Annotated in this window: 21 protein-coding genes and 1 tRNA gene; 12 read left to right on the top strand and 10 right to left on the bottom strand. The window is 75.9% G+C overall.

What is annotated here, in order from left to right; all coding sequences use genetic code 11:
* Positions 1 to 47: 47 nt before the first annotated feature.
* Complete coding sequence (locus LO771_RS07455) at positions 48 to 500, top strand: VOC family protein (protein WP_230649179.1); 453 nt, start codon at positions 48 to 50, stop codon at positions 498 to 500.
* Between the two features lie 16 nt (positions 501 to 516).
* Positions 517 to 1,425 carry a pyridoxamine 5'-phosphate oxidase family protein gene (locus LO771_RS07450; protein ID WP_230649178.1) on the top strand — a complete coding sequence of 303 codons (909 nt, stop codon included), beginning with the start codon at positions 517 to 519 and terminating at the stop codon, positions 1,423 to 1,425.
* Between the two features lie 7 nt (positions 1,426 to 1,432).
* On the opposite strand, the gene LO771_RS07445 is transcribed toward LO771_RS07450, so the two are convergent.
* The 8 genes from LO771_RS07445 to LO771_RS07410 form a co-directional block, all read right to left on the bottom strand.
* The gene (locus LO771_RS07445; RefSeq protein ID WP_230649177.1) at positions 1,433 to 2,191 is read right to left on the bottom strand and encodes a TrmH family RNA methyltransferase; all 759 of its coding nucleotides are present in this window, start codon (positions 2,189 to 2,191) and stop codon (positions 1,433 to 1,435) included.
* Between the two features lie 33 nt (positions 2,192 to 2,224).
* Positions 2,225 to 3,067: a Bro-N domain-containing protein gene (locus LO771_RS07440; RefSeq protein ID WP_230649176.1), complete on the bottom strand. Its 843-nt coding sequence runs from the start codon at positions 3,065 to 3,067 to the stop codon at positions 2,225 to 2,227.
* Between the two features lie 48 nt (positions 3,068 to 3,115).
* Entirely contained in the window at positions 3,116 to 4,537 is a 1,422-nt protein-coding gene (locus LO771_RS07435) for an HTTM domain-containing protein (RefSeq protein WP_230649175.1), read from the bottom strand.
* A gap of 1 nt (position 4,538) precedes the next feature.
* Positions 4,539 to 5,387, bottom strand: coding sequence for a DUF5819 family protein (locus LO771_RS07430; protein WP_230649174.1), 849 nt, complete (start codon positions 5,385 to 5,387; stop codon positions 4,539 to 4,541).
* 107 nt (positions 5,388 to 5,494) lie between these two features.
* Complete coding sequence (locus LO771_RS07425; RefSeq protein WP_230649173.1) at positions 5,495 to 6,013, bottom strand: GNAT family N-acetyltransferase; 519 nt, start codon at positions 6,011 to 6,013, stop codon at positions 5,495 to 5,497.
* Positions 6,014 to 6,165: 152 nt separating this feature from the next.
* A complete protein-coding gene (locus tag LO771_RS07420) occupies positions 6,166 to 6,495 on the bottom strand; it encodes a rhodanese-like domain-containing protein (RefSeq protein WP_230649172.1) in 330 nt (109 codons plus the stop codon).
* A gap of 167 nt (positions 6,496 to 6,662) precedes the next feature.
* On the bottom strand, positions 6,663 to 7,466 hold the full coding sequence (locus LO771_RS07415) for a J domain-containing protein (RefSeq protein WP_230649171.1): 804 nt from the start codon (positions 7,464 to 7,466) through the stop codon (positions 6,663 to 6,665).
* Between the two features lie 165 nt (positions 7,467 to 7,631).
* Complete coding sequence (locus tag LO771_RS07410; RefSeq protein ID WP_230649170.1) at positions 7,632 to 9,050, bottom strand: DUF2252 domain-containing protein; 1,419 nt, start codon at positions 9,048 to 9,050, stop codon at positions 7,632 to 7,634.
* Between the two features lie 425 nt (positions 9,051 to 9,475).
* Between LO771_RS07410 and LO771_RS07400 the strand changes: the two genes are divergently transcribed.
* From LO771_RS07400 to LO771_RS07390, 3 genes are all read left to right on the top strand, one after another.
* Positions 9,476 to 12,355, top strand: a complete 2,880-nt coding sequence (locus LO771_RS07400; protein WP_304944770.1) for a SpoIIE family protein phosphatase — start codon at positions 9,476 to 9,478, stop codon at positions 12,353 to 12,355.
* Between the two features lie 119 nt (positions 12,356 to 12,474).
* Positions 12,475 to 12,936, top strand: coding sequence for a MarR family winged helix-turn-helix transcriptional regulator (locus tag LO771_RS07395; RefSeq protein ID WP_230649169.1), 462 nt, complete (start codon positions 12,475 to 12,477; stop codon positions 12,934 to 12,936).
* Between the two features lie 466 nt (positions 12,937 to 13,402).
* Positions 13,403 to 13,852, top strand: coding sequence for an ATP-binding protein (locus LO771_RS07390; RefSeq protein ID WP_230649168.1), 450 nt, complete (start codon positions 13,403 to 13,405; stop codon positions 13,850 to 13,852).
* A 115-nt stretch (positions 13,853 to 13,967) separates the two neighbouring features.
* Here the strand turns inward: LO771_RS07390 and LO771_RS07385 are convergent, their stop codons facing one another.
* Positions 13,968 to 14,735: a hypothetical protein gene (locus tag LO771_RS07385; protein ID WP_230649167.1), complete on the bottom strand. Its 768-nt coding sequence runs from the start codon at positions 14,733 to 14,735 to the stop codon at positions 13,968 to 13,970.
* Between the two features lie 755 nt (positions 14,736 to 15,490).
* Here LO771_RS07385 and LO771_RS07380 point away from each other — a divergent pair.
* Both LO771_RS07380 and LO771_RS07375 read left to right on the top strand, forming a co-directional pair.
* Positions 15,491 to 16,159, top strand: coding sequence for a response regulator transcription factor (locus LO771_RS07380; RefSeq protein ID WP_230649166.1), 669 nt, complete (start codon positions 15,491 to 15,493; stop codon positions 16,157 to 16,159).
* A complete protein-coding gene (locus LO771_RS07375) occupies positions 16,156 to 17,418 on the top strand; it encodes a histidine kinase (RefSeq protein ID WP_308188853.1) in 1,263 nt (420 codons plus the stop codon). Before LO771_RS07380 ends, LO771_RS07375 begins: the two co-directional genes overlap by 4 nt.
* A gap of 201 nt (positions 17,419 to 17,619) precedes the next feature.
* On the opposite strand, the gene LO771_RS07370 is transcribed toward LO771_RS07375, so the two are convergent.
* A tRNA-Leu gene (locus LO771_RS07370) sits at positions 17,620 to 17,703 on the bottom strand.
* Positions 17,704 to 18,253: 550 nt separating this feature from the next.
* On the opposite strand from LO771_RS07370, the gene LO771_RS07365 reads away from it, so the two are divergent.
* The 5 genes from LO771_RS07365 to LO771_RS07345 all read left to right on the top strand — a co-directional run bounded on the left by LO771_RS07365 (position 18,254) and on the right by LO771_RS07345 (position 24,280).
* A complete protein-coding gene (locus tag LO771_RS07365; RefSeq protein ID WP_230649165.1) occupies positions 18,254 to 19,126 on the top strand; it encodes a DUF3662 and FHA domain-containing protein in 873 nt (290 codons plus the stop codon).
* Positions 19,127 to 19,138: 12 nt separating this feature from the next.
* The gene (locus LO771_RS07360; RefSeq protein ID WP_230649164.1) at positions 19,139 to 19,669 is read left to right on the top strand and encodes an FHA domain-containing protein; all 531 of its coding nucleotides are present in this window, start codon (positions 19,139 to 19,141) and stop codon (positions 19,667 to 19,669) included.
* A gap of 68 nt (positions 19,670 to 19,737) precedes the next feature.
* On the top strand, positions 19,738 to 21,330 hold the full coding sequence (locus tag LO771_RS07355) for a PP2C family serine/threonine-protein phosphatase (RefSeq protein ID WP_230649163.1): 1,593 nt from the start codon (positions 19,738 to 19,740) through the stop codon (positions 21,328 to 21,330).
* 22 nt (positions 21,331 to 21,352) lie between these two features.
* Positions 21,353 to 22,780, top strand: a complete 1,428-nt coding sequence (locus tag LO771_RS07350; protein WP_230649162.1) for an FtsW/RodA/SpoVE family cell cycle protein — start codon at positions 21,353 to 21,355, stop codon at positions 22,778 to 22,780.
* Positions 22,781 to 22,816: 36 nt separating this feature from the next.
* Positions 22,817 to 24,280 carry a penicillin-binding protein 2 gene (locus LO771_RS07345; protein ID WP_230649161.1) on the top strand — a complete coding sequence of 488 codons (1,464 nt, stop codon included), beginning with the start codon at positions 22,817 to 22,819 and terminating at the stop codon, positions 24,278 to 24,280.
* The last annotated feature ends 193 nt before the right edge of the window (positions 24,281 to 24,473 follow it).

The following is a 24,473-nucleotide window of genomic DNA, read 5'->3' as shown; positions in this document are numbered from 1 at the left end:
CTTACAGTCCACGGCGAGGGTTACACCTGGACGCGAGGAGAGCAGCCATGAAGTCCCTGCGGACCGGCCACGTCGGCCTCAACGTCACGGACCTCGACCGGTCCACCGCCTTCTACCGGGACCTCCTGGGCCTGGAGCACGCCGGCGGGAGCACGGAGCCCGGCCGCCGCCACGCCTTCCTCTCCCGCGAGGGGCGGCTGGTGCTCACCCTGTGGGAGCAGAGCGAGGGCGTCTTCCCCACCCGCTCCCCCGGCCTGCACCACCTCTCCTTCGAGGTCGACACCCTGGAGGAGGTCCGCGCCGCCGAGCGGCGCCTGCGCGACCTGGGCGCCGGCCTCCGGTACGAGGGCGTCGTCCCGCACCGCGAGGGCAGCGCCTCCGGCGGCGTCTTCTTCACCGATCCGGACGGCGTCCGGCTGGAGGTGTACACCGCCGCGGGGGTCGACGGCACCGGCGCCGAGGCACCGGTCGCCGACGCCCCCACCTGCGGCTTCTTCTAGGCCGAGGGCATCTGCCGTGACCGTCGCCCCTTTCCACCTCGGCGAGCGCGCCGTACAGGCACGGGCGGGCGTCCTGGACAGCGCCGACCACGTCGGCCGCTCCATCCGCTCCACCGTCCCGCCGGTCGCCGCCGCCTTCCTGGCCGAGCGCCGGATGCTGGTCCTGGGCGCCGCCGACGGCGCGGGCCGGCTCTGGGCCACCCTGCTGACCGGGCCCGCCGGCTTCGTCACCGCCCCGGACGAGCACACCCTGGCGGTGGCCGCCCCGCCCGGGCCGGGCGACCCGCTCGCCGAGGCGCTCGCCGGACCGGCGAAGGTCGGCACCCTCGCCCTGGACCCCGCGGGGCGCCGCCGGATGCGGGTCAACGGCCGCTCCCGCCCGCACGGCGGCGGGCTGCTGGTCGACGCCGACCAGGTCTACGCCAACTGCCCCAGGTACATCCAGCGGCGCCGCACCCTCGAGCCCGCCGGGCCCGCCCCCGGACCCGTGCCCGCGCGCGGCCCGGCGGTACGCGGCACCTCGCTCACCGCCGACCAGCAGTCCCGGCTCGGCTCAGCCGACACCTTCTTCGTGGCGACGGCCGACGACCGGGGCGACGCCGACGCCTCCCACCGCGGCGGCAACCCCGGCTTCCTGGAGGTCCTGGGCCCGGACCGGCTGCGCTGGCCCGAGTACCCGGGCAACACCATGTTCATGACCCTGGGCAACCTGGAGGTCAACCCGGCCGCCGGCCTGCTCCTCCCGGACTGGGCGGGCGGCGCCGCCCTGCTGCTCTCCGGCACCGCCCGCACGGTGCGCGGCGGGCCCTCCGGCGGCACGGCCGTCGAGTTCGCGGTCACCGACGTGGTGGACCTCCCCGGGGCGAGCCCGCTGCGCTGGTCCGACCCGGAGTACTCCCCCGCCAACCCGCCGGTGGAGCACTGACCGGCGGTCAGGCCCCCGGGACCTCCGCGTGGGCGCGGACCCAGGCGTGCATGGCGACGGCGGCGGCCGCACCCGCGTTGATGGACCGGGTCGAGCCGAACTGGGCGATGGAGCACACCAGCGACGCGTGCTCCCACGCCTCCTCGGTGAGGCCCGGCCCCTCCTGGCCGAAGAGCAGCACGCAGCGGCGCGGCAGCTCGGTCGACTCCAGCGGGACCGCCCCCGGCAGGTTGTCGATGCCGACGATCGGCAGGTCGCGGGCGGCGGCGAAGGCGGCCAGCGAGGCGACGTCCGGGTGGTGGCGGACGTGCTGGTACCGGTCGGTCACCATGGCGCCGCGCCGGTTCCAGCGGCGGCGGCCCACGATGTGGACCTGCTCGGCGAGGAACGCGTTGGCCGTCCGCACCACCGAGCCGATGTTGAAGTCGTGCGACCAGTTCTCCACGGCGACGTGGAAGGAGTGGCGGCGGGTGTCGAGGTCGGCGACCACCGCCTCCCGGGTCCAGTACCGGTAGCGGTCGACCACGTTGCGGCGGTCGCCGTTCGCCAGCAGCTCCGGGTCGTACCGGTCCCCCTCCGGCCACGGCAGCGGGTGCGGGCCGACGCCGACCTCCCGGCCGAAGCCGTCGTCGTACTGCTCGCCGTCGTGCCAGTCGCCCTCGTGCCGGTCGGCGTCGTGCCGGTCGGCGTCGTGCCGGTCGCCGTCGTGGGGGCGGCCCTCGTGCGGGGCTCCGTCGTCCTGTCCGGTGGGGGTGCTGCTGCTCACGCCACGAGGGTAGCCGGGGCCGCTCGGGCGCCCTCAGGACCGCATGGCCCGCAGGACCTCCGCGAGCTGGCGCGGGGTGCCGTAGACGCGCTGCTCGGGGACGGAGTAGAAGAGCCGGCCGGTGTCGACGGGGCCGGTCCCGGAGGCGTCACCGGCGGTGCGGTGCCCGGCCGCGGCGCCCTCGTTGACCCGCCGGGCGACGTCCACCAGCTTCACCGGCGCGCAGCCGCGGACCTCCCGGCTGCCGCAGATGCCGACCCGCCGGGCCTCCGGGCAGCGGTAGTACGGGCCGAAGGGCGGCCCGCCCGGCCCCTCGGCGTGCGGCGGGCAGATCTCCATCGCGCCGTGGCGGCAGTGGACGGTGCCGTCGGCCATGAGGTGGATGCCGTCCTCCACGGTCCCGTCGAGCCGGGCCACCACCTCCACCCGGGGGCCGATCGCCTCGGCCAGGGTCTCGGCCATCCGCGCCTGCTGCGCGGCGGTGCCGGTGTCGCCGCGGCGGACGGACGGCAGCAGCTCCCGGGTGACCCAGGCCCGGAAGGGCTCGGCGTTGGGCTTCCGGGAGCGCATGACCACCGTGTAGAGGCCGGACTCGCTGATCACGTTGATCAGTGGATTCCCGCCCTCGTAGGCATGGTGACCTGCATCGATTCCGCAACCCTGACTTGAGGTCAGGGTTGCCGAGCGCAGGTCGACCACCCGGGTCTCGTCCTCCCGCACCAGCTTGCGGATGTGGCTGGGGCTGCCCCGGTCCAGCACCTTGCAGACGTCCGCCGTGGCGAACCACGGCTCACCCGCGATCATGACCACCCGGACCGGCTGCCCGGTGACGGGGAAGGTGGAGCGCAGCAGGACAGGGCGGTCGTCGTCGGCCATCAGGGCACCCGCTTTCTCAGGAGCGTACGTCCGCCCTGGTCAACGAGGTCATGGGGATGGCGTGGCGCTTTCGGCGGGGCGCCCGGTTGCATATGCCCGGCGCACGAGCCCGGCGGCCCGCCCCCCGGCCCAGAGCAGGAAGCCGGTCGGGAGGAAGACCGCGTCCGCCGAGATCATCGCCAGGGAGAAGACCGGCAGGCCGAGGGTGACCGCGATGGCGGCGTGCTCGGTCATCATCAGCGCCAGCAGGACGTTCTTCACCCGCCGGTTGGCCAGTGTGAACGGGAAGGCGACCTGGACGGCCACCGTGCCGTACGAGATCAGGAAGACCGCGACCATGTTCCCGGCCAGCAGTCCGGCCAGCCAGGGCCACGGCGTGAAGTAGTCCAGGTGGAGCGGGTAGTACAGGGCGGTGCCGTCCTGCCAGCGGGAGCCCTGGACCTTGTACCAGCCGGCCGTGGAGTAGATGAGGCACACCTGGGCGGCGATGACCAGCATCGCGCAGTTGTGCAGCACGGTGGCGCCCGCGTCGAGCAGGGCGCGCAGCTCGTGCCCGGGCAGGCGGCGCCCGACCGCGTACCAGGCGCCGTGGCAGGCCCACATCGCCCACAGGACCGAGCCCCAGCCCAGGTGGGGCCAGGTCCCGGAGGTCATGGCCAGGGAGCCGCGGTCGAAGCCGGAGAGCTGCGCCGCCGCGAGCAGCACGCCCAGGACCGACCAGAGCACCACCCCGGCGCGCCCCGCGCCGGGGCCGTGCAGCCGCTCGCGCCGGGAGTCCAGCGACCAGACGCGGCCGCAGCGGGTGAAGACCAGGTAGACCGCCATGAGGTGGATGACGTTGTCGCCGCCGTCGCCGACGAAGACGTCGCGGTTCTGGACGGAGAGCACGCCGAGCATGAAGAGCACGGTCATCGCCCGGGTCCGCCAGCCGAGGACCACGGCGACGGCGGCGGCCAGGGCCGCGTGGTAGACGAGCTCGAACCACCAGCGCCCGGCGGACCAGGAGAGGAGGGTGAGGGCGTGGTTGTCGGCGAGCAGCCGCCGGAGCATGTCCGCGCCGAGCGGCGAGCGGTCGCCGTAGAGGACGCGCCGGTCGGGCCACTCGCGCAGCAGGAAGGCGGTGAAGGTGAGGCCGAAGCCGATGCGGACCACGGCCGCCTGGTAGGGGCCGAGGACGCGCCCGGTGAAGGCGTCGAAGGCGGCGGCGAGGCTGCGGCCGGCCCGGGAGAGGGGGCGCCGCGCCGGGGGACGGGCGGTGCCGCCGTCCCCGGCGGCCCGGGGCGCGGGCAGCACGGCCGACGCGGGGGCGGCGCCTTCCGGTGCGGCGGCGGCCGGCGGCACGGCGGCGGGCCGGCGGGCCGCCGGCACGGCGGGGGCGGCGGCCGGTGCCGGGCCTGCGGAGGGCGTCGCGGAGGGCGTCGCGGGGGGCGTCGCGGGGGGCGTCGCGGCGGATCCGGTTTCCGTGTCCATCTCAGAGTCCCGTGTAGTCCTCGTCGGTCACCGGCCACCACGGCGCCTCCCGGTAGGAGGGCGCGGTGGACCACTTCTCGGCGGACCACGGCGGCGGGGCGACGTTGGAGGTGGCGGAGCGCACCTGCACCTCGATGACCTGCTCGCCGTGCCGCTCGCGGCCGACGCGCTGCAGCACGACCCGCTTGAGGTACTCCTGCAGCAGGTCCCCGCGCGGGCCCTGGGTGCTCGCTCCCTTGTCGTCGTGGGAGTCGCTGTACACGTCCCAGGCGCGGCGCAGGAGGTTCTGCTCGACGTGGCCGGGGGCCGGGTTGTGGCGGATCGCGGCGGCGTCCTGTGCGGTGAGGCCGATCCAGTCGCCGGTGTGGTGGCTGCCGTCGGGGCCGAGGGTCTTCACCCGGGCCTCGACGGCGATGTTCTGCTGGAGCGGGTTGGGGGCGAAGAGCTTCCAGTTCTGCTCGAACTCGGGGTAGACCCAGGCGTCGACGTCCTTCTGGTAGCGCTGGGAGACCGAGTTGGACGGGGCGACGTGCAGGAAGACCGCGGCCAGGTGCCACGCGGCGGCGGTCGGGAGCAGCACGGCGACGAGGCAGAGGACGGCGAGGGCGGGGGCTGACCAGGTACGGCCGGCGGGGGCCGCCGGGACCTCGGCGGCCGGGCCCGCGACCGGGCCCGCGACCGGTGTCCCCGGGCCCTCCGACGCGTCGGGCGCGTCAGGCGCACCAGCCGCACCGGTCGTGCCGGGCGGATCCGGGGTGCCGGGCCCGGAGGGTCGGGCGGCCGGGTGCTCCACCGGCCCGTCGGGCGCGGCGTCCGGCTGCCCGGGCACCGCGCGGCTGGGCTGCTCCATCACGCTCCCGGACACCTCACCCGCTCGCCTTGCGTCCCCGCACGGTACCGAGGAGGCGGCCCGGGCGACAGCGCCGGGGAAGTCCCCGCCCGTTCCGTCCGGCTTTGTCAGGCCCGGTGCTCGTAGCGGAGCAGCCCCTCGCCGTCCCTGCCCACGTACCGGTAGCCGGCCCGCTCCAGCACGCGCTGCGAGGGCGTGTTGCCGGACTCGACGGCCGCCTCGACCACGGCGACCGCCTCGGCGGAGGCCAGCGCCAGGGCCGTCACCAGCCGGACCGCCTCGGTGGCGTGCCCGTTGCCGCGGGCGGAGGGGGCCAGGTCGTAGCCGATCTCGACGCGGCCGTCCTGCGGCACGCCGTGGAAGCCGATGCCGCCCACGGCGGCGCCGTCGCTGCGGCGGACCACCGCCCACATCCCCCACTCGGGCCGGTACAGCCCGGCCGCGGCGGCCTTCGCCAGCATGCCGGCGGCGTCGCGGGTGCCGTCGTACGGGCCGTCGGCCACCCAGGGGATGCCTCCGGTGCCTCCGGCGTGCAGGTCCGCGGCCTCCTCCGGGCCGATCGCCCGCAGCTCCACCGCCGCCCCGGCCGTGCCCGCCGTGTCCGCCGTCTCCGTCGTGCCGGCCATGTCCGCTCCCCGTGACGCGTGCGAAATCCGCCGCGGCCGGGCACGGCCCGGCCGCCGGATGATCGACAAGTATGCCCCCGGACAGGGAGGCCCGGGGGCGGATCCGCGGACGGCGGGGACGTGCGGGGCCGCGGCCGTCCGCGGTGCGCCGGTCAGAGCACGTAGGGCTCGGCCCCGCCGGTGGCGGCCATCGGGCGCCCGGCGGACGCCCAGGCGTGCATGCCGCCGTCGACGTTGACCGCGTCGCGGCCCTGGGCGACCAGGTACTGCACGACCTGGGCGGAGCGGCCGCCGACCCGGCACAGCACGTACAGCCGGCCGTCGGGCAGCTCGCCGAGCCGGGCGGGGACGTGGCCCATGGGGACGTGCAGGGCCCCCTCGACGTGGCCGGCGTCCCACTCGTCCTGCTCGCGGACGTCGAGCAGTGCGGCGCCGGCCGGTACGGCGGCGGCGTCCACGGAGGGGACCTGGGAGCGGAACATGGGCGGTTCTCCTGGGGTTCGACGGGTCGCGTCCGCCCATTGTCGCCCGACCGGACGGACCACGCGGGCCACCCGGCCCCGCCCGCACCGGACGGGACAGGCGGACAGGGCGGACCGGAACAGTGGCACGGGCCGCAGCAGCCGTACGGGCCGCACGGCCCGCCCGCTCACCCCGCGGGGCCGAGCAGCCGCTCCAGTTCGGCCTGCCGGCGGGCGGAGCGGGCCAGCAGCTCCTCCGCGATCTCCTCCAGCAGGCGGTCCGGGTCGTCGGGGGCGAGCTTCAGCAGGCGGCCCATGGGGCCGGACTCCAGCCTCACCTGCTCCTCCGCCAGCTGCTCGATCCGGCGGACCAGCCACGCCAGGCGCTGGTTCAGCCAGGCGGTACGGTCGGGGGCCTCCGGCTCGGGCGCCGCCCCGGGGGCGGCCGCCCACTCCGCGGCGAGGGCGTGCAGCGCGGCCTCGTCGCCGCGCGCGTAGGCCTCGTTGACACGGGCGACGAAGGCGCTGCGCCGCTGCTGCTCCGCCGGGTCCGTGCTGAGGTCGGGGTGGGCGCGGCGGGCCAGGTCGCGGTAGAGCCGCTGGACCTCCCGCGACGGGCGCACCCGGCGCGGGGCCTCCGGCAGGGCGGCGGCGTCCGCCCCGGCCGGGCCGCCGAACCCGCCGAGGCCGCCGGCCCCGCCGAGGTCGGGCATCGGGGTGACGGCGCTGCGCGCCTCGTAGGCGCGGCGGATGTCCTCGGCGTCCCCGGTGCGGGCGGCGACGGCCTCGGCGATCAGCGCCTCCAGCTCGTCGAGGTGGACGTACATCGGCCCCAGGCGCTGGTGGTGCAGGAGGGCGAAGTTGTCGATCTCGACCCGGAGGGTCTCGACCTCGATCTCCAGGTCGACGAGGGCCGCCTCCACCGCGGCCACCTTCAGTTCGAGGGCCTGCTCGTCGGGGTCCGTCCAGCGGACCGGGCTCTCCGCGGTCACGTGATCGCCTCGCTGCTCCACTCGTCCGGCCGGGGCGGCTCCTCACCCTACACAGCGGGGCGCGGCCCGCCCGCCGCCGTCACGGCGGGCGGGACCCAGCGGACCGGCGGCGGACCGGCGGCGGACCGCCCGCGGCCGGGGACCGGCGGGACCCCGGGGCCGTCGTCACACACCGGTCTCCGCGGGGAGGCGGCCGGTGCGGACGGCCGCCACCAGGTCGGCGTGGTCGGCCTCCGTGCGGTCCGCGTAGGCGACGGCGAAGGCCGCGACCGCCTCGTCCAGCACCTCGCCGCGGCCGCAGTAGCCCGCGATCGCGCCCGGGTCGGCGGTGTGGGCGTGGGCGCGGGCCAGCAGGGCGCCGGTCATCCGGCCGTAGTCGTCGAGCTGGTCGGCGGGCAGTGCGCCGGGGTCGACGCTGCCCTTGCGGTTGCGGAACTGCCGCACCTGGTAGGGCCGCCCCTCCACGGTGGTCCAGCCCAGCAGGACGTCGCTGACGACCTGCATCCGCTTCTGGCCGAGGACCACCCGCCGCCCCTCGTGCTCCCCGGGCCCGGGGACGGGCAGGCCGGCCCGCTCCAGGTGGGGCAGCAGCACGGACGGCCGGGCCTCCTTGACCTGGAGCACCAGCGGCTCGTCCCGGTGGTCGGTGAGGAGCACCACGTAGGAGCGGGTGCCGACGCTGCCGGTGCCGACCACGCGGAAGGCGACGTCCTGCACGGTGTGGCGGGCGAGCAGCGGGTGCCGGTCGGGGGCGAGGGCGGCCGCGTACGCGGCGAGGGAGCCGGCGACGGCGGCGGCCTCCGCGTCCGGGACCTCGCTGAGCACCGGCGGGGCGGCGGTGAGGCGCCACCGGCCGTCGGCGGTCCGCCGGGCGGAGCGGGCGGCGAAGCGGGCGCTGGTGTTGCGCTGCGCCTTGACGGCCACCCGCTCCAGGGTGCCGGCGAGGTCGTGGGCGTCGGCGTGGGAGACGAGGCTCTCGTCGGCGATGGCGTTCCAGGCGTCCATGGCGGACAGGCCCGCGAGCAGGCGCATGGTGCGGCGGTAGGCGCCGGCGGCGTCGCGGGCGGCCGTCCGGCAGGCGTCCTCGGAGGCGCCGCACTCGCGGCCGGCCAGGACGAGGCTGGCGGCGAGGCGCTTGAGGTCCCACTCCCAGGGGCCGGGCACGGTCTCGTCGAAGTCGTTGATGTCGATGACCAGCGCGCCGCGGGCGTCGCCGTAGAGGCCGAAGTTGCCGGCGTGGGCGTCCCCGCAGAGCTGGGCGGTGATCCCGGTGACGGGCGTGGCGGCGAGGTCCGCCGCCATGAGGCCCGCCGAGCCGCGCAGGAAGGCGAAGGGCGAGGCGGCCATCCGGCCGGTGCGGATGGGGACGAGGTGCTCCAGCCGGCCGGCGTTGGACTCCTCGACGGCGCGGACGGCGTCGGGCCGGTCGGCGGCGGGGGCGAAGTCGGCGTGGCGGCGCCGGGGCACCCGCTTGCGGAGCGCCCGGCCCTCGGCCCGGGCGGACCCGTCCGGGGGCCGCGGTGCGAAGCCGTCCACCGCGAACCCGCGCCCCGCCCCGTGCCGTCCGGGCTGCAGTGCCCCCACGTCCGCTCCCCTGGCCGTGCCGTCTGTCGGCGTGCAGGGTATCCGGGCGGCCGGGACCGCCCGCGGCGGGGCCGGTGCCGGGGGTGGAGGCCCGCCCGGCGGCCGGCCGGCACCCGCCCGGGAAGGCCGCGGGAGGGCGGCGGAAGAACGGCGGAAGGGCGGCGGGAGGACGGCGGAAGGGCGGCTGAGCAGCCGCGGAGCGGCCGCGGGACGGCGCAGGGAAGGGCCCGCGCCGGGGCCCGCGGGGCGCGAACCGCGGCGCGCGGCGGACGACACGCAACAGTGCGGCGACAATTGTGCCGAATCGCGGGCAGCACCGGCCTGGTTCGTGCTTGCCTGGAATCCGCACGGGTCCCCCAGGCGACACGGCCGGGCCGAGGTGACCCGGGGAGGGCCGGACGGCCAGGCGGGAGCAGACTGACCCCATGGTGGAAGAGGGCACGGTGCCGGACCCACGGCCGACCGCACCGACCGCGGAGCCCGGGCCCCCGGTCGCGCCTGCCCCTGCCGGGGTCGTCGCGCTGGTACGGCTGGCAGCCCTGGTGGTCGACCCCGACGGCGTCATCGCGCACTGGAACCGGCCCGCCGAGGAGCTCTTCGGGCACCGCTCGGACACCGTCTTCGGCCGCTCCGCGTCCGGCCTGCTGCCCGTCCACGAGACCCGCCCCGGCGCCCTCTCCCCCGGCCGCGACATCGACGCGCTCGCCCTGCTGGAGGAGCGGGTCTCCGCCGACGGCTGCTGGGCGGGCGGCCTCCCGGTCGCGGACCGCGAGGACCGGGTGCGCGACGTGCTCTGGTGGGCGTACCGGGTCGCGGAGCCGTCCGGCCCCGGCCTGCTGGTGTTCGCCGCCGACGCCCGCCCGCTGCGCGGCGGTCCGCGGCTCGCCCTGGGCTCGCGGCTGCTGCCGTACGCGGCCGTGCCCCCCCAGGGCGGCCCGCTGCGGATCGCCGCCGACCTGTGCGCGCCGGAGGTGCACCGCGCCCCGGGGATGCGGTCGAGGCTGGCGTCCGTGCTGCCGCGCACCGGCGAGGAGCGCCGGGAGCGGCTGCTGCGGCAGATCGGCACGGCCGGTGCGCCCGCGCTGCGGGTGGACGGCTCCGCACCGCTGCCGGTCCTGCCGTACGAGCCTCCGGAGGCGGCCGGCCAGCGGATCGCCGCCGGGGTGGGCCGGCGCTACCCCACGGCGCAGCAGCGCGCCGCCCGCGCCGTGCGGGCGCTGCCGCAGGACCGCAGGCCCTCACCCGTGGTGACGCCGGGCCAGCAGGCCTCCGAACGGGCGCTGCCCGGGCAGGCGGCGGCCGGGCAGGCCGCCGCACCCGGCCAGGCGGTGGCGGGCTCCCCGGTCCGGACGGCCGGGAGCCAGGCGCGCGCGGGGCAGGCGCTCGCGGGCCGCGCCCTCCCGGAACAGGCGGCCGTGTCCGGCGGGCCGGCCGCCCCGGGGGTGCCCGTCCCGGGCGCGTCCGGCCCGAGGCCGTCTGCGGGCGGTCCCATCGGGGTGCGGATGGTGGTGCCGACGGGCCACACGGCGTTGCCCGGGCCGCGGGACACCGCGCCGCCGTCCGGGGCGGGCGGCGCGGCGCCGGGCGCCGCGGGGCCCGCCCGCGGGGCGGCGCACCTGCTGCCGCTCCTGCACACCGGCCCGGGCGGCGAGCAGTTCGCCCTGCTCAACGAGGCCGGCGCCGAGGTGGGGACCACCCTCGACCTGGACACCACGGCCCGCGAGCTGTGCGAGGCGCTGGTGCCCCGCACCGCCGACTTCGCCTGTGTGGACCTGCTCGACGGCCTGATCTCCGACGGCGAGCTGCCCGAGGAGCTCCCCGACGACCGGACGACCCTGCGCCGGGTCGCGGTCGTGCACAACGAGGAGGCCGGCCGCTGGGACCACGTGCTGGTGGAGGGCAGCCTGCTGGCGATGCCCCGCAGCATCCCGCCCGGCCTGGCCCTGCAGTCGAACCAGCCGGTGCTGGTGCCGGTGTTCGACGCCGACCTGGCCGCCGAGTACGCGGCGGCGCTGGGCAGCCCCGGCCTGGTGCCGCTGGTCTCCGGGCGGTCCATGCTCGTGCTGCCGCTGGCGGCGCGCGGCACGGTGCTCGGCATCCTCAAGCTGCTGCGGCTGCCCGACCGGGCCGCCTTCGACGAGAACGACGCCGCGACCCTGCGGGAGCTGGCCGCCCGGGCCGCCCTGTCGCTGGACAACGCCCGGCTGCACCGCGCCGAGTCCAAGGTCGCCACGACCCTGCAGCGCAGCATGATCCCCACCCGGCCGCCGCGCATCCCCGGCGTGCTGGTCGCCCACCGGTACATGCCGGGCAACCGCAGGGCGCAGGTGGGCGGCGACTGGTTCGACGCGGTGCAGCTGCCGGGCAGCCGGGTCGCGCTGGTGGTGGGCGACGTGATGGGCCACGGCCTGCACTCCGCGGCCGCGATGGGCCGCTTCCGCACCGCCGTGCAGACCCTGGCCGCCCTGGACCTGCCGCCCGGCCAGCTCCTGCGCCACCTGGACAACCTGGCCCACCGGCTGGGCGACGACCACCTGGCGACCTGCCTGTACGCGGTGTACGACCCCATCAACCGCACCTGCACGCTGGCCAACGCCGGGCACGTGCCGCCGGTGCTGGTGCACCCGGACGGCCGCAGCGAGCTGCTGGAGCTGCCGGAGGGCGCGCCGATCGGGGTGGGCGGAGTGCCCTTCGTCGCCAAGGAGATCAAGGTCGAGGACGGCTCGATGCTCGTCCTGTGCACCGACGGCCTGGTGGAGGTGCGCGGCGGCGACATAGGGGACGGCCTGGCCGCGCTCTGCGGGAACCTCATCGACCCGCGGCGCACCCCCGAGGAGGCCTGCGACACCGTGCTGGCGCGGCTCCACTCGGACGACCGCAAGGACGACGTGGCGCTGCTGGTGGCCCGCTTCGACGGGGTGGCGCCGCAGGACGTGGTCACCTGGCGGCTGCGGGTGGACCTCGCCGAGGTGGCGCGGGCCCGCACGCTGGTCCGCGACCAGCTGGCGGCGTGGCGGCTCGACGGCCTGGCCGACACCGCGCAGCTGCTGGTCAGCGAACTGGTCACCAACGCGCTGCGGGTGGCCCGGGACAGCGTCCAGCTGCAGCTGATCCAGGTGGACAAGCTGCTGGTGGAGGTCAGCGACGACGACCACAACCTGCCGTCGCTGGAGCCGTCGGGCCACCTGGACGAGGACGGGCGCGGCCTGAGCCTGGTCAGCCAGCTGTCGTCCCGCTGGGGCACGGCCCGCAAGGCGGTGGGCAAGGTCGTCTGGTTCGAACTGCCGCTGCCGCACCGCCCCTGACGCCCCCTCACCGGCGGGGTCCGGCCGCATCCCCGCCGCGGCGGGCCGGGTCCCGGGCCGTCACGCCGCGACCGCCCCACCGCCCCTTCGGTTGCACTGTGCAACTTATACTGGGCGGTGTGACAGGCGACAGCGACAGCGGCCGGCGGGCGGCCGCCGGACCGGCACGCGACGAGGCGGTCGACGCCATCCACCGCGAGCTCACCGCCTTCGCCCGCCGCGCGCGGGCCAGGACGGCCCGGCTGCACCCCGACCTGTCCCTGGTGACCTACAGCATGCTCGACCACCTGAAGGAGAGCGGAGGCTGCCGGGCCACCGACCTCGCCGCCCACTTCCTGCTGGACAAGTCGACGGTCAGCCGCCAGACCGCCGCGCTGGAGCGGCTCGGCCTGGTCGTCCGCGAGCCCGATCCGGACGACCAGCGGGGGCAGCTCCTGCGGCCGTCCGAGCGCGGCCTGCGCGTGCTCGCCGACGCCCACGAGCAGCGGCGCGCCTCGTTCGCCGAGCGGCTCGCCGGCTGGGACGACGACGACCTGGAGCGGCTGGCGGAGTACCTCCGGCGTTACAACGCCGCAGGCTGACGCCCCGGCGGACCAGCCGCCGGGCGGCCCGGCGGCGGGCCCGCGCCGCCGCAGCACCCGCACCCGGGACCGGCCGCAGGCCGGGGCGGCACGGGAGCGGCCGGCGGGGGCGGCGGCGCAGGCCGGCCGCGCCCTGCGGCCCGCCCCGGCCCGAGCCGGCCCGGTGCCCGAGAGGGGTGCCCGCCGCAGAAATCCCCGACCGCCGTCTTCCCCCGCACCCCGTGGACCCGTCACGATCGGGACTGCCGCGCCGTGCGCGGCACCCCGCCCCGCCGCAGCTGCCTGCCCGGTCCCGCCCCCGCGCCCCCGCCGGCGGGCGGCGGCCGGAGCAGGAGGAGGACTCGCCGTGCATCCCCCCGTGGCGGGCTCCCGGGCATCCGCCCGGCGAGCCCTCTCGACGTCCGCCGGACCGCCCCGCCCCGTCCACGGCATTCCCGCGCCCCGGTCGGCGGGGCGGCAGCGCCGCATGGTGATGGCGCTCGCCGCCCGCCCGGGGTCGGTGCCGCTCGCCCGGTCGGCCCTGGTCCGGCTGCTCACCGCCTGGCGCGCCGACCCGGGGTGCGACGCCGCGGCCGGCGCCGCCGTGGTGCTGAGCGAGCTGGTCACCAACGCCGTCCTGCACGGCACCGAGGGGGGCGGGGGCACGGGAGGCGCCGGGGGCGCGGACGCCGCCTCGGTCACGCTGTCGGTCTCCCTGGGCCCCGTGCACGGTCCGGACGCCCTGTCGGTCCTGCGGCTGTCGGTGCACGACCCGGGGGCCGACCGTCCGCGGGTGCGCCGCGCCGGGTCCGACGAGGAGAGCGGCCGGGGCCTGCTGCTGGTGGCGGCCCTCGCCGACCGGTGGGGGTGCGATCCGCTGTCCGGCGGCGGCAAGCAGGTCTGGGCCGAGCTGGACCTGCCGGCCCCGCAGGCCTAGGCGGCCGCCCGCCCCGCACCGGCCGCTCCCCGCACCGCCCGCTCCCCGCACCGTCCGGCCCGGGACCGCCCGCCCGGCCGGGCGGCACCCGGGGTGCGTCCGCCGGAGGGGGTGTTCAGGGGATCACCGCGCGGGCCCGCGGCCCGCCCGCGGCGCCGGCGGCGCCCGCCAGGGCCGGCACCCGCGGCCCGTAGCCGCCGACCACCTCGCCCAGCGCGGCGGCCAGCAGGGCCGCCGCGACCGCCGCCAGGTGCTCCGCCCCGGCCAGGTTGGGCAGCAGCACGGCCTCGGACGTCATCAGGACCACCACCGCCCCAGCGGTGCACCAGGCGCGCGCCCGCCACGCCGTGCAGATCGCGAGGGCGACGACGGCGGCCGAGGGCCCGCAGTCGCGGACGAGGGCGTCGGAGGGCGCCAGTCCGAGCGGGGTGTCCGGGCCGAGGTCCATGGCGAGGCGGGCGTAGAGGGTGCCGGCGAGCGTCCCGGCGTACGCGACCAGCAGGGTGACGCGCCGGCCGAGGACGGTCTCGGCGAGGCCGAAGACGACCAGGACCTGGGCGAACGCCCCCCAGACGGGCAGGTCGAGGGCGGGGACGAAGAGGGAGAGCGGGGTGCGCAGCAGGGAGACCTCCAGCGGCTGCACCCCGCGGACGACCCCGACGCGCTCGACCAGCGCGGCGCCGCCGGGCAGGTGCTGGAGCAGGTCGAAGAGGAGGACGAGGCCCGCAGCCGTGGCGGCCAGCGGCAGCGCCGCGGCCCTCCTGCGCGCGAGGTGGCCGCGCACCAGGGACGCCAGCCTCCCCCACTCGGCGGCGGCGGCCCGGCGCACCAGCGCCTCCGGACCGGTGCACCGCACGCCCCCCGTGCGGGTTCTCAGGTTCACGGACACCTTCCCGAAAGGTCCGAGGCTGCTGGGCTTCCATGCTGGACCGCGCCGCGGCGGACCGCCTCCGTCCTGAGTACCCAGGCCCGGATCGTCCTGAGGGTGGAGAACCCCTTCACGACCCTGAAGGGTGACGGTCCCTCCGCCCCCCGGCGGAGGAGCCGCCACACGTCGGTGCGGCACCCGGATGCCCCGGTGCCTCGCGCGGGTCGGCCGGTGCGACGCGGCGTCGGGCCGTCCGCGCCCTGCGGTGTCCCCCTCCGGCACGCTCCCGCGGCCGCCCGGGGCCCCCTCCCGTGCGGGCCCGTGGCCGCCGGGGTCCCCTTCCGTCGGGTCGCGGCGGAGAGGCCCCGGTACGAACCGGGCTGCGGGGTCAGGGGTACGACACGCGCCGCCTCCATGCTGCCGTCGCGCGGCGCCGCGGATGTGACCCCCCGCGGCGATTCACGCCCCCGCCGTTCGGCGGGGGCGGCTCCACCGGGGGCTGGAGGGACGGGGGATCCCGTGCCCTCCTAGGCTCTTGGGGGCCCCGCGTCCCCGTGCCGGGCGGACCGGGCCGACGGCCGCCCGCCGCGCGTACCGCCCCCCGGACCCGCAGGACCCGCAGGACCCGCAGAAGCCACGGACCGCAGACCGCAGACCCTCAGACCCGCAGGCCGCAGACCCTCAGACCCGCAGGCCGGCCGGACCCGCCGCCGGGCGCCGCCCGCCCGGCGCGCGCCGCCCGGCGCGACCGCTCACCGAAGGAGGCACCCGTGCCGATCCCCGTCGTCATCGTGGACGACGAGGTCCTGGTCCGCTCGGGCCTGGGACTGATCGTCGGCTCCGCGCCGGACATCGAGGTGGTCGCCACCTGCTCGGGTGCGGCCGCGGAGGAGTCGGTGCGCATCCACCGGCCCCGGGTGGTGCTGCTGGACATCCGGATGCCCGACGTGGACGGCATCACGGTGCTGCGGCGGCTGCGGGCGCTCCCCGAGCCGCCCGCCGTGTCGATGCTCACCACCTTCGACACCGACGAGTACATCGGCACCGCGCTGCGGGCCGGCGCCGCGGGCTTCCTGCTGAAGGACACCGCCCCCGACCAGCTGGTGCACGCGGTGCGGGTGCTGGCCGGCGGCGGCAACATCCTCTCCCCGGCGGTCACCGCCACCGTGATCGGCGGCTACGTCGGCGGCGGCGAGCCCGACGCGGAGGCCGCCGCCCGGGTGCGCTGCATGACCTCACGCGAGCTGGACGTGCTGGCCCTGCTGGGCGAGGGCCTCTCCAACGCGGAGATAGCCGACCGCCTCTTCCTGGGCACCGGCACGGTCAAGGACCACATCAGCGCCATCCTCGGCAAGCTCGGGGCCACCAACCGGGTGCAGGCCGCGGTCGTCGCGCACCGGGCGGGCCTCGCGCGCGGCCAGGGGAGCGCGTCGTCGTGACGGTGGACCAGGGCCGGGCGGCCGCCCGGACCGGGCGGACCCGCACGCTCCCCGGCACGCGCGGCGGGCGGACGCGGGCGGGCAGCCTGTGGTCCGGACGCACCTGGACCCGCCGCCCCTGGGTGCGCCGGCTGCCGACCGTCTCCCTGGTCCTGCTGTCGCTGCTGGACGCGGCCCTGGTCGACGACCTCTCGCGGTCCCTGCAGACCGCCGCCTGCGTCCTGGCCGCCCTGGCGCTGTCGGTGCGCAACCGGCTGCCGCTGACCGTGATGCTGCTCACCCTGCCCGCGGCGTTCATCAGCTTCGTGTGGATCGCGCCGATGGCCGCCGTGTACACGGTCGCCGCCCGGCGCCGCTCCACGGCCTCCACCGTGCTGGGCGCCGCCCTCTTCGCCCTGGTGGAGTTCTTCCACTGGCCCTTCGCCGACTGGTGGCCGCTCACCCTGACCCGGGACACGGTCCTGTATGCGATCCAGTGCCTGATGGTGGCCGGCGGACCGGCCGCCCTGGGCCTGCTGGTGCGGACCCGCGAGGAGCTGGCGCTGCGGCTGGAGGAGCTGACCCTCGGCCGGCGGCGCGAGGAGCGGCTGCTGGCGGACCGGGTCCTGGCCACCGAGCGGGCCCGGCTGGCCCGCGAGATGCACGACGTGGTCTCCCACCAGGTGAGCCTGATCAGCATCCAGGCCGGGGCGCTGCAGGTCAGCTCGGCGGAGCCGGCGGCCCGGGACTCCGCGCGCACCATCCGGGAGCTGTCGGTCCGCACCCTGGACGAGCTGCGGCACATGGTGGGCGTGCTGCGGGCGGCGGGCGGGACCACCCGGGACCTCACCCCTCAGCCCGTCCTCTCCGACCTGCCCCGGCTGATCGGCGACAGCGGGCTCGACACCACCGCCGAGCTGGAGTGGGGCGGCCGCTCCTGGCCGGAGGCGGTCGAGCGGGCCGCGTACCGGACGGTCCAGGAGGCCCTGACCAACATCCGCAAGCACGCGCCGGGCGCGGAGGTGTCGGTGGCGGTGCGCGCCGACGGGGACCTGCTGCGGGTGGAGGTGCGCAACGGGCCGCCGGACGGCTCCGCCGACCCGCTGCGGCTGCCCGGCGGCGGGCACGGGCTGGTGGGGCTCCGGGAGCGGGCGCAGCTGCTGGGGGGCGTGCTGTCGGCCGGGCCCCTGCCGGACGGCGGCTTCGCGGTCCGCGCGGCGCTGCCGGTCCTGGCCGAGACGGCCCGGCCGTCGGCCGAGGCGCGCGACCGGGGCCGGTGAGCCGGTGGCACCGGCGGGCGGGCCGTGCGGGGGCCGGGGGCGGGCCGCGCGGGGGCCGGCCCGCGGTCCGGGCACGTGCGACGGCCGCGGCGCGGCGCGGGGGCGGGGCCGGGGGCTGCGCGGGCCTGAAGGGTGCGGCGCGGGGAGGGCGGAGAACACCGAAGGCCCCGCAGGTCTTCCGACCTGCGGGGCCTTCCGCTGTGCGCGAGGGGGGAGTTGAACCCCCACGCCCTTTCGGGCACTGGAACCTGAATCCAGCGCGTCTGCCTATTCCGCCACCCGCGCATGGGTGTTGTCCTCGATGCTACCGAACGGTCCTTCCGGGCTCCAAACCGGATCTCTCCGCTTCGGCGCCGTTCCGGGCTCCCTCTCGGTCGCTCCTTCCGACGTGGAAGACATTAGCACGTCAGGGGCCCGGCCTTCGAATCCGTTGTCCCGGGGCCCCCGCGCACCGGTCCGGGGAGCCCCGAGTGCCGCATCCGCCGAGCGGGTAGGGGGCCGGGGCGAGCGGAGACAGCACCCCTCACCGGCTCTACCATCGCTGCACGGGCACCGCGCGCCGGACCGCATCCGCACCGGGTCCGGGGCACGGGGCGCCCGCGCGGCCCGACGGCGCGGCGTCGGGGCGCCGGACGGGGCCGCGGTCCTCCGCTTCCCCGGCGGGCCCGTCGGCGGTGGCATCCTTCCGGTGGGGTGTGCGCAAGCACACCTGCCGGTGCAGCCCTGCCGGGGAACCGTGGGGATGCCCGCGACGTGGATACGATCAGTAGGCAAGTACGCAGTACGGACGGCAGCACAGACGGACGAAGTGAACCCTGAGGAAAGGGGGTGCCCCGTGGGAGTCCTGAAGAAGTTCGAGCAGCGACTCGAGGGTCTCGTGAACGGCACCTTCGCCAAGGTGTTCAAGTCCGAGGTCCAGCCGGTGGAGATCGCCGGCGCCCTCCAGCGGGAGTGCGACAACAACGCCACCATCTGGAACCGCGACCGGACCGTGGTGCCCAACGACTTCATCGTGGAGCTGAGCCCGCACGACCACGAGCGGCTCAGCCCGTACGCGGGGCAGCTCGGCCACGAGCTCGCGGGCATGGTCCGCGAGTACGCCGAGGCCCAGCGCTACAGCTTCATGGGGCCGCTCCAGGTCCACCTGGAGAAGGCGGACGACCTCGACACCGGCCTGTACCGGGTGCGCAGCCGCACCCTGGCCGGCAGCGAGTCGCAGCAGCAGCAGCCCGACGGGTACGGGGCCGGGGCCGGCGGCTACGGGGCGGGCGCCTACGGGCAGGCCCCCGCGGCGCAGCCCGGCGCCGGATGGCAGCAGCCGCAGTCCGGCTACCCCGCCGCTCCCCCGCCGCCCGCCGCCCCGCCGCAGGCGCCCGGCGCCGGCGGCGGGAACGTCCGCCGGATGCCCGGCACCGGCGGCGCGCCCGGCGTCCGGCGCTGGATCGAGGTGAACGGCGTGCGGCACCAGCTCGTCGGCGCCGCCACGGTCCTCGGCCGCTCGACCGAGGCCGACGTCCGCATCGACGATCCCGGGGTCTCCCGCAAGCACGCGGAGATCCGTCCCGGTTCGCCCTCGATGGTCCTCGACCTGGGCTCGACCAACGGCATCGTGGTGGACGGACAGCACACCCAGCGCGCTACGCTCCGCGACGGCTCGCGGATCGTCGTGGGCAGCACCACCATCGTCTACCGGCAAGCCGAAGGGTAGAGCGGGGCACACATGTCAGAGCTGACCCTCACGGTCATGCGGCTGGGCTTCCTCGCCGTACTGTGGCTGTTCGTGATCGTCGCGGTCCAGGTGATCCGCAGCGACCTCTTCGGCACCAGGGTGACCCAGCGCGCCGCGCGCCGTCCCGCCGCCGCCCCGGGCTCCGCCCAGGGAGCCCGGCAGCAGCAGGGCGCCCGTCCGCCGCAGCAACAGCAGCAGCCGCGCCGGGAGAACCGCCAGCGGCGCGGCGCGCCCACCCAGCTGGTCGTGGTGCAGGGCTCGCTGGCCGGGACGACGGTCGCCCTCCAGGGCCAGACCATCACCCTCGGCCGCGCCCACGACTCCACCATCGTGCTCGACGACGACTACGCGTCCTCGCGGCATGCCAGGATCTACCCCGACCAGGGCGGTCAGTGGGTCGTCGAGGACCTGGGCTCCACCAACGGCACCTACCTGGACCGGCAGCGGCTCACCGCACCCACGCCGCTGCAGCCGGGGACGCCCATCCGTATCGGCAGGACCGTCATCGAGCTGCGGAAGTAGTAGCGCATGAGGCATCGGACCACGTCCACCGCGAGTGACGAGGCAGCTCGAGGGGAGGCGCACGCCGCATGACCCTCGTGCTGCGCTTCGCCGCCGGATCGCACACCGGGATGATCCGGGAGCACAACGAGGACTCCGGGTACGCCGGTCCCCGGCTGCTGGCCGTGGCCGACGGCATGGGCGGCCAGGCCGCCGGCGAGGTCGCCTCCGCCGAGGTTCTCGCCACCCTCGTCCCGCTCGACGACGACATCCCCGGCGCCGACCTGCTCTCCCTCCTCGGCGACTCCGTCCAGCAGGCCAACGACCGGCTGCGGACGATGGTCGAGGAGGACCCCCAGCTGGAGGGGATGGGCTGCACCCTCACCGCCATGCTCTGGACCGGCCAGCGGATGGGCATGGTCCACATCGGCGACTCCCGCGCCTACCTGCTGCGGGACGGCTCCCTCAGCCAGATCACCCAGGACCACACCTGGGTGCAGCGGCTCATCGACGAGGGCCGGATCACCGAGGAGGAGGCGGGCACCCATCCGCAGCGCTCCCTGCTGATGCGCGCCCTCGACGGCCGCGGCCAGGCCGAGCCCGACCTGTCGATCCGCGAGGTGCGGGCGGGCGACCGGTACCTGATCTGCTCCGACGGCCTCTCCGGCGTGGTCAGCCACCAGACGCTGGAGGAGACCCTCGGGAGCTTCTACTCGCCGCAGCAGACCGTGCAGGAGCTGATCCAGCTCGCGCTGCGCGGCGGCGGCCCCGACAACATCACCTGCATCGTGGCCGACGTCCTGGACGTGGGCGACACCGACACCATGGCCGGGCAGGTCAGCGACACCCCGGTGGTCGTCGGCGCGGTCGCCGACGGGCCGCCGACCATGACCGCGCACCTGAACACCCCGGCGAGCCGGGCGGCCGGCCTCGGCCGCCCCGCGCCGCAGCCGGGCGGCGGGGACGGGCAGGACTTCGGCGAGTTCGGCCCGGCGGAGGGCTACGAGGACTACGACGGCGGCTACGACCTGGAGAAGCCGGACCGCCGCCGGCGCGGCAGGGGCGCCCGCTGGTTCCGGCGCTCCCTGGTGCTGGCCGTCGCGCTCGGCCTGGTGGGCGGCGGCGCCTACTACGGGTGGCGCTGGACGCAGAAGCAGTACTACGTGGGCGCCGAGGGCGACCACGTGGCGGTCTTCCGCGGCCTCAACCAGAACCTCGCGGGCATCGGCCTCTCCTCGGTCTACAAGGACTACCCGTCGATCGAACTCAAGTACCTGTCCCAGCTCCAGCAGGACCAGGTGCAGAACACGATCGCGGTGGACGACGTCTCCGCCGCCATGAGCCGGGTGCAGAAGCTCGGCGACCAGGCGAGCGTCTGCCGGAAGGTCGCCCAGGGCGCGGTGCCGCCCGCCGCGGCCACCCCGACGCCGACCCCCGCGCCGTCCCACCGCACCGCCAACCGCCCGAGCCCCGGGCCGAGCGGAACCGTCGCGGCCCGCGCCGCGTATGTGGAGAAGGCGGCCGCCAGTGCGACGCCGAAGCCGGGCACCGCGAGCGGTGCGCCCTCCGCGGGCAGGAGTCCGCAGCCCGTCCCGGGGCAGTCGGCGGGAGGCGGTGCCGGAAACGGCAGGCCCGTCCTGACCGCGTCGGAGCAGGAACTGGCGAAGTCGTGCACGCAGTAGTCGTAGGGGAGCGGCCCGCGCCGTGAGCAGTTTCGGATTGACCAACAGGACCACCAACACGACGACGATCACCCCGCAGGGTGCCCCCAACCGCCGCAACACCGAGCTGGTCATGCTCGCCTTCGCGGTGGTGATCCCGATGTTCGCGTACGCGAACGTCGGGCTCGCCATGGACGGCTCCCTGCCGGGCGGCATGCTCGGCTACGGCCTGGGCATGGGCGGCCTGGCCCTGGTGGCGCACCTCACGATGCGGCGCTTCGCCCCGTACGCGGACCCGCTGATGCTGCCCATCGCCACCCTGCTCAACGGCATGGGCCTGGTGATGATCTGGCGGCTGGACAAGGCCGGCCCGCTGCTGGACAGCAACTACCCCGCCGCAGCCAACCAGCTCATGTGGTCGGGCCTGGGCATCGGGCTCTTCCTCGGCGTGCTGGTGCTGCTCAAGGACCACCGCATCCTCCAGCGCTATACCTACATCTCGATGATGGTGGCGCTGGTCCTGCTCGCGGCCCCGGCCTTCTTCCCGGAGCGGAAGGAGGACTTCGGCGCCAAGATCTGGATCCACGTCGGCAGCTTCTCCCTCCAGCCCGGCGAGTTCGCGAAGATCATCCTGACCGTCTTCTTCGCCGGCTACCTGATGGTGAAGCGGGACGCGCTGGCCCTGGCCAGCCGCCGCTTCATGGGCCTGTACCTGCCGCGCGGGCGCGACCTCGGCCCGATCATCGTGGTCTGGGTCATCTCCATCCTGATCCTCGTCTTCGAGACCGACCTCGGCAGCTCGCTGCTCTTCTTCGGCCTCTTCGTGGTGATGCTCTACGTCGCCACCGAGCGCACCAGCTGGATCGTCTTCGGCCTGCTGATGTCGGCGGCCGGCGCGGTCTTCGTCGCGAGCTTCGAGAGCCACGTCCAGACCCGCGTCAACGCGTGGCTGGACCCGATGGCGGCCTTCTCGCCCCACCCTCCCGACGGCGCCACCGAGCAGATCGGCCAGTCGCTCTTCGCCTTCGGCTCCGGCGGCGTCATGGGCACCGGCCTGGGGGAGGGCCGCTCCTGGCTGATCAAGTTCGCCGCGAAGAGCGACTTCATCCTCGGCTCGTTCGGTGAGGAGCTCGGCCTGGCGGGCATCATGGCGATCTTCCTGCTGTACGGGCTGCTGGTGCAGCGCGGTCTGCGCACCGCGGTCGCCGCCCGCGACCCGTTCGGCAAGCTGCTGGCGGTGGGCCTCTCGTCCGCCTTCGCGATCCAGGTCTTCGTGGTCGCCGGCGGCGTCACCGGCCTGATCCCGCTCACCGGCATGACCATGCCGTTCATGGCGCAGGGCGGCTCGTCGGTGGTCGCGAACTGGGCGCTGGTGGCGGTACTGCTCAAGATCAGCGACACTGCCCGGCGGCCCGCCCCCGAGCCGGCACCGAACCCGGACGCCGAAGCCACCCAGATAGTGCGGACCTGAGACCATGACCCACGTTGCGAGGAGGGGACCCATCGCATGAACAAGCCCATCCGGCGGGTGTCCGTCTTCTGCATGCTGCTCGTCCTGGCCCTGATGGCCCGCGCCAACTGGCTGCAGGGCGTCAAGGCGACGGCGCTCGCCAACGACAAGAACAACAAGCGCGTGGTGTTCGACCGATACGCGCACCCTCGGGGGAACATCTTCCTGGCCAACGGCCGGCCGATGACCAAGTCGACCTTCGTCAACGGCCTGCGCTTCAAGTACAAGCAGGACTGGACGGACGGCGAGATGTACGCGCCGGTCACCGGCTACTCCTCGCAGACGGTCGGCAACAGCCAGATCGAGTCACTGGAGGACGACTTCCTCTCCGGCAACGACGACCGGCTCTTCTTCCGCAACACGCTGGACATGCTGACGGGCAAGCCCAAGCAGGGCGGCAGCGTCGTCACCACGATCGACCAGAAGGCGCAGAAGGCGGCGTACGAGGCGCTCAAGGGGAAGAAGGGCGCCGCGGTCGCCCTGGACCCGACCACCGGCGCCGTCCTGGCCCTGGTGAGCACGCCGTCCTACGACCCGGGCAAGTTCTCGGGCCAGGACACCTCGGCGTACACCAAGTACCTGGACGACCCGGACAAGCCCATGCTCAACCGGGCGCTCCGGGAGACCTACCCGCCCGGCTCGACCTTCAAGATCGTGACCGCCGCGGCGATGTTCGAGAACCACGTCTACAACAACCCGGACGACCGGACGAACACCCCGGCCCGCTACCTCCTGCCCAACACGCAGCAGGTGCTCCCGAACGAGTCCAAGTTCGAGCCGTGCACCAACGCGACCGTGCTGGTCGCGATGGAGTACTCCTGCAACACCGTCTTCGCCAAGATCGGCGACGAGGTGGGCAAGGACAAGCTCGCCGCGCAGGCCGAGAAGCTGGGCTTCAACAACCCCAAGGTCGACACCCCCGTCCGCGCCGCCGAGAGCGTCTTCCCCCGCGACTCCGACCGCCCCGGCACCGCGCTGGACGCCATCGGCCAGCACAACACCCGCGTCACCCCGCTCCAGATGGCCATGGTCGCCTCCGCCGTCGCCAACAACGGCTCGCTCATGCAGCCGTACATGGTCGACAAGGAGCAGGCCCCCGACCTGACCACCATCTCCCAGACCAAGCCGAAGGAGATGAGCCGCGCCTTCAGCCCGGAGACGGCCCAGAAGCTCCAGACGCTGATGCAGGGCGTGGTGGAGAGCCCGGGCGGCACCGGCAGGGCCGCGCAGATCCCCGGCGTCACGGTCGGCGGCAAGACCGGTACGGCCCAGCACGGAGAGAACAACAAGGACCTCCCCTACGCCTGGTTCATCTCCTACGCCAAGAGCGGCGACACCCCCAAGGTCGCCGTCGCCGTGGTCGTGGAGAGCAGCGAGGGCGACAACCGCGCCGGCATCGCCGGCGGCAAGCTCGCGGCGCCGGTGGCGAAGGCCGTCATGGAGGCCGTCCTCGGCAAGTGACCCATTCCTCACCCGGCCCCCGCAGGCCGCCCCGCCGGACCGCAGTGTCCCCGGGCCGACCTGCGGGGATCGCCGTTCCCGGGGGATGGGGACACCCGGTGGACGGCTGATACCGGTCTGGTATCGGGTGGTGCTGGAGGCGGGCTTGCGCTGCCGGGACCGGTAGCGTATCCGCAAGCAGCGGTCTGTCTGC

The organism is Streptacidiphilus sp. ASG 303 (genome assembly GCF_020991365.1).
GTDB lineage: Bacteria > Actinomycetota > Actinomycetes > Streptomycetales > Streptomycetaceae > Peterkaempfera.
This window is presented reverse-complemented; position numbering and strand designations above follow the sequence as displayed.